Below are 4,611 nucleotides of genomic sequence, written 5' to 3'. Positions count from 1 at the left end.
GGGCGGCTGGTGCTGCACGGCCGTGGCACGGGCCTGCTGCGCGGCGGCGGCCAGGTCGGCGCGCAGCCCGCGCATCTCCCCCCGGACGTCGGCACGCACCGACGCGGCACGGTCGCGGACGGTGTCCGCGATGCCCTCCTCGAGGTCGGCGAGGTCGGCCTCGCGTGCGGCCAGCTCGGCCCGCCCTGCGTCGGTCAGCGAGTAGGTGCTCTTGCGCTCCTGGTCGACGCGGACGACCAGGCCCTCCTCCTCGAGCCGGGCGAGACGCGGGTAGATCGTGCCGGCGCTCGGGCGGTAGGTGCCGCCGAACCGGTCGGAGAGCGCGGTGATGAGCTCGTACCCGTGCTTGGGCCCGGACTCCAGCAGGGACAGCAGGTAGAGCCGCAGCTGCCCGTGCGCGAACACCGGAGCCATCATCGCGCGGCCCCGCGCAGCACCGTGATGTGGCCGGAGACCGAGCTCGCCTGCACGAAGCACGCGCCGTCACCGGTGCGCAGGTCGACCTTGCGCTGGCCGGGCATCGAGCCCTTGTACTCCTCGTCGTCGACGACGAGACGCCCCGACACCGACTGCGCGCGGACCTGGACACCCCTGCCGTACGGCAGGCGCACGGTCACGTCGCCCGAGACGCTCGACGCGGTGAGCGACGAGGTCCCGGAGGTGACGTCGAACGTGAGCGCGCCGGACACGGTGTTGGCCTGCACGAGCGTCAGCTCGCCCGACGCCGCGAGCTCGCCCGACACCGAGTTCAGCTGGAGGTCGCCCGCGTGGTCGCGGACGACGACCTCGCCCGAGACGGTGTGGGCCGACAGCCGGCCGCGGGTGCCGTCGACGACGAGCGACCCGGACACGGTCGACACCGACGAGTCCGACACCGTGCCGGCCAGCAGTCCCTCGGCGCTGACCGTGCCGACCTTGGCGTAGACCTCGCGCGGGACGGCGATGTGCACGTCGGCGCGGTCCTTGTCGCGGAAGTTGCGGACCTTCTCGAGCCACCCCTCCCAGCCGCTGAGCGTGAACGAGTAGCCGACGCGGAGCTCGCCGTCGACGAGCGTGATCTCGAGCGGGCGGCCCTCGACGTCGTGCACCTCGATGCGCGCGCCGGGCTCGTCGCGGGCGACGACGTCGACCCGCCCGCCGACGAGCTGGACGCGCAGGGCCGCGACCTGCTCGACCTCGATGATCTGGGGGTGGGCGACGACCCACGTCTCGGTGGCCATGCTGCTGCTCCTCTTCGCGATATATCTCGTTCCGTCGAACACGTTATATCGCGTCTGACGCGACACGCAACCCCCGGGGACGACGAAGGCGCGCACCCCGCCGGTCGGCCGGGTGCGCGCCTCGCCGGGGGCACGCAGGTGGTGGAGCGGTCAGGACACGAGGCCCGCCTGCCGCAGCTCCACCGTGAGGTCGTGCGGGTTCGTCGAGGTCGCCATGGCCTCCTCGTACGTGATGACGTCGTCCCGGACCAGCTGGAACAGGTGCTGGTCGAACGTCTGCATCTTGTAGAAGTCGCCGTCCTTGATGAGGTCGATCAGCGGCGGGCCGCTCATCGGGTCGAGGATCACCTCGGCCGTGCGGCCCGTGTTGACCATGACCTCGACCGCGGCGCGCCGGCCCGTCCCGTCGGCCCGGCGGACCAGGCGCTGCGACACGATGCCGCGCAGGGCCTGCGCGAGCGCCACGCGCACCTGCTTCTGCTCGTGCGGCGGGAAGAAGTCCACGACGCGGTTGATCGACTCCGCCGCGTCGATCGTGTGCAGCGTCGACAGGACCAGGTGGCCGGTCTCCGCCGCGGACAGCGCCGCGCGGACCGTCTCCACGTCGCGCATCTCGCCGACCAGGATCACGTCGGGGTCCTGCCGCATCGCGGCGCGCAGCGCGACCGTGAAGTCGGCGGTGTCCTGGCGCACCTCCCGCTGCGACACGATCGCCTTCTTGTCGTGGTGCAGGATCTCGATCGGGTCCTCGATCGTGACGATGTTGACCTCGCGGTACGTGTTGATGAGGTCGACCATCGACGCGAGCGTCGTCGTCTTGCCCGACCCCGTCGGGCCCGTCACCAGCACGAGGCCGCGCGGCTCGAGCGCGAGCTCCCCCACGACCTCCGGCAGCCCCAGCGTGCCGAGCGACTCGGCGCCCACGGCGACCCGCCGGAACACCAGGCCGTACGTGCCGCGCGCCTGGTAGGCGTTCACGCGGAACCGCCCCACACCCGAGAGCGAGTACGCGAAGTCGGCCTCGTGCGTCGTGCGGAACTTCTCGACCAGGTCGTCGGGCAGGACCTCCTCGAGCATCCGCTCGGTGTCCGACGGACGCAGGTCCGGCACCTGCAGCTTGCGCAGCCGCCCGTCGACGCGCACGCGCGGCGCGGAGCCGACCTTGCAGTGCAGGTCGGAGCCGCCCGTGCTGGCGAGGGCGTGCAGGAACGGGATGACGGACTGCGTGCTCTGGGTCACGCAGCCCTTATCGGCCGGATTGCCCGCCGACTTGAGCGGCCGTCGGGGGTCCTCGTGCGATGTGGGACGATGGAGGGCAACCAGCACACACGTCGAGGAGACGATCCATGAGCAAGCGCGGCCGCAAGCGTCGTTCCCGAGCGGGCAACGGCGCGAACCACGGCAAGCGTCCCAACGCCTGAGCTCAGGCCGGGACGCTCCCGCACGCACGAAGGCCCGGACCCCACGTGGGGACCGGGCCTTCGGCCTGTCAGGTCTGCGGCGAGCGCAGGTGCACGGTCAGCTGCTCGTGGATGCGGACCCGCAACGTGTCGGGTGCCACCTCCTGGCAGCCGCGTCGCACCAGGTGCTTCACGACGACGTCGAGGTCGTACTCGTGCAGGCACCCCTGGCACTCGGCCAGGTGCGTCCGCACCGTCTGGGCGTCGACGTCGGCCAGCTCGGCGTCCAGGTACTCCCAGAGCCGGTCCAGCGCGTCCTCGCAGTTGTTGCCGCACCCGCCGGTCATCTGCGTGACCGACTCGTCCATCTCGCTCATCGAGCACCCTCCGGCGCGCTCGGTGCCGCCGCCACCAGGCCGCGCTCGCGCGCGTAGTCCGTGAGCAGCTCCCGCAGCTGCGCACGTCCCCGGTGGAGCCGGGACATCACCGTCCCGATCGGCGTCCCCATGATCTCGGCGATCTCCTTGTACGCGAACCCCTCGACGTCGGCGAGGTACACCGCGATCCGGAACTCCTCCGGGATGCGCTGGAGCGCGTCCTTGACGTCGGAGTCCGGGAGGTGGTCCAGCGCCTCCGCCTCGGCGGAACGCAGGCCGCTCGACGTGTGCGACTCCGCACGCGCGAGCTGCCAGTCCTCGATCTCCTCCGACCGCGACTGCTGCGGCTCGCGCTGCTTCTTGCGGTAGGAGTTGATGTACGTGTTCGTCAGGATCCGGTAGAGCCACGCCTTGAGGTTCGTGCCCGGCCGGTACTGGTGGAACGCCGCGAACGCCTTGGTGAAGGTCTCCTGCACCAGGTCCTCGGCGTCCGCCGGGTTGCGCGTCATCCGCAGGGCAGCGCCGTACAGCTGGTCCAGGTAGACCAGCGCCTCGGCCTCGAACCGCGCGGTCCGGGCGCCCTCGTCCTCGGCGTCGGGTGCGCGGTGGGTGTCCTCGCTCATCGCCCACGAGCCTAGCCCCGCCGACGGGGTCGCACCGGTGGGGGCACCGTCGGTGGACGGCACACCCGCCCAGCCGATGAGGACGCCGGGCACGACGGGGGCGGGCGCACGGGTCGGCGCCTGGACTGTCGGGCTCATGCGCTGCACAACGACACGTACGCGCGACGCATTCCCGCCCGCGCGGCGCGTCGCCCTCCCGCCCTCGCGGCGCGACGCCCCCGCGCGCACTAGCGTGGCCGACATGACGACACCGTCGACCGGCTCGGAGTTCCTCCGGCTGCTGCGCGAGCAGATCGGGCACGAGTTCGACGCGCACCAGCAGTACGTCGCGATCGCCGTGTGGTGCGACGGCCAGGACCTGCCGCAGCTCGCCCGGCACTACTACCGGCAGGCGCTCGAGGAGCGCAACCACGCGATGATGCTCGTCCAGTACCTGCTGGACCGGGACCTCGACGTCGAGATCCCGCCCGGGGGTCCGGTGCGCAACCGGTTCTCCTCGGTCGTCGAGCCGGTCGCGCTCGCGCTCACGCAGGAGCAGCAGGTCACCGAGCAGATCGAGGCGATCTTCCGGGCCGCGCGCGCCGAGGGCGACGCGCTCGGCGAGCAGTTCCTGCTGTGGTTCCTCAAGGAGCAGGTCGAGGAGGTCGCCTCCGCCCGCACCCTGCTGACCGTCGCGACCCGCGCCGGCGACAACCTGTTCGACCTCGAGAACTTCGTCGCCCGGGAGACCATCGGCGACTCCGGCGAGTCACCCGACGCCCCGGCCGCGGCCGGCGGCGCGCTGTAAGGAGGAGTCCACGTGCTGCTGCGTCGCATCGCCCGCCCCCTGTTCGCCACCTGGTTCGTCGTCGAGGGCCTCGACGTCGTGCGCCACCCCGCCGTGCACGCGGCCCACGCACGCGCCGCACTCGACACGGTCGACGCCCGCGTCCCCGCGGCGGTGCGCGGTGCCGGGGCCACCCGCGGAGTCCTCGGGCTCGAGCTCACCGAG

General features: G+C 72.2%; 7 protein-coding genes and 1 pseudogene. 3 read left to right on the top strand and 5 right to left on the bottom strand.

Features of this window, described 5'->3' with window-relative positions; translation table 11 throughout:
- The 3 genes from HGA02_RS11170 to HGA02_RS11160 all read right to left on the bottom strand — a co-directional run.
- A partial coding sequence (locus HGA02_RS11170; RefSeq protein ID WP_246247684.1) for a PadR family transcriptional regulator occupies positions 1-414 on the bottom strand: 414 nt, incomplete at its 3' end.
- Complete coding sequence (locus HGA02_RS11165) at positions 414-1,220, bottom strand: DUF4097 family beta strand repeat-containing protein (RefSeq protein ID WP_168679070.1); 807 nt, start codon at positions 1,218-1,220, stop codon at positions 414-416. The genes HGA02_RS11170 and HGA02_RS11165, both read right to left, overlap by 1 nt.
- Positions 1,221-1,370: 150 nt before the next feature.
- Entirely contained in the window at positions 1,371-2,459 is a 1,089-nt protein-coding gene (locus tag HGA02_RS11160; RefSeq protein WP_162351388.1) for a type IV pilus twitching motility protein PilT, read from the bottom strand.
- A gap of 107 nt (positions 2,460-2,566) precedes the next feature.
- Between HGA02_RS11160 and HGA02_RS21825 the strand changes: the two genes are divergently transcribed.
- A complete protein-coding gene (locus tag HGA02_RS21825) occupies positions 2,567-2,641 on the top strand; it encodes a 50S ribosomal protein bL37 (protein ID WP_370521008.1) in 75 nt (24 codons plus the stop codon).
- 68 nt (positions 2,642-2,709) lie between these two features.
- On the opposite strand, the gene rsrA is transcribed toward HGA02_RS21825, so the two are convergent.
- Positions 2,710-2,997, bottom strand: coding sequence for a mycothiol system anti-sigma-R factor (gene rsrA, locus HGA02_RS11155; RefSeq protein ID WP_168679069.1), 288 nt, complete (start codon positions 2,995-2,997; stop codon positions 2,710-2,712).
- Entirely contained in the window at positions 2,994-3,758 is a 765-nt protein-coding gene (locus HGA02_RS11150; RefSeq protein WP_168679068.1) for a sigma-70 family RNA polymerase sigma factor, read from the bottom strand. Before HGA02_RS11150 ends, rsrA begins: the two co-directional genes overlap by 4 nt.
- Positions 3,759-3,861: 103 nt before the next feature.
- Here HGA02_RS11150 and HGA02_RS11145 point away from each other — a divergent pair, with 103 nt between their 5' ends.
- Complete coding sequence (locus tag HGA02_RS11145) at positions 3,862-4,407, top strand: ferritin (RefSeq protein WP_168679067.1); 546 nt, start codon at positions 3,862-3,864, stop codon at positions 4,405-4,407.
- Between the two features lie 12 nt (positions 4,408-4,419).
- Positions 4,420-4,611, top strand: a pseudogene (locus tag HGA02_RS20950) (DoxX family protein); the annotation flags it as partial.

The organism is Cellulomonas septica, assembly GCF_012396155.1.
In the GTDB taxonomy this organism is placed as follows: domain Bacteria; phylum Actinomycetota; class Actinomycetes; order Actinomycetales; family Cellulomonadaceae; genus Cellulomonas; species Cellulomonas septica.
This window is presented reverse-complemented; position numbering and strand designations above follow the sequence as displayed.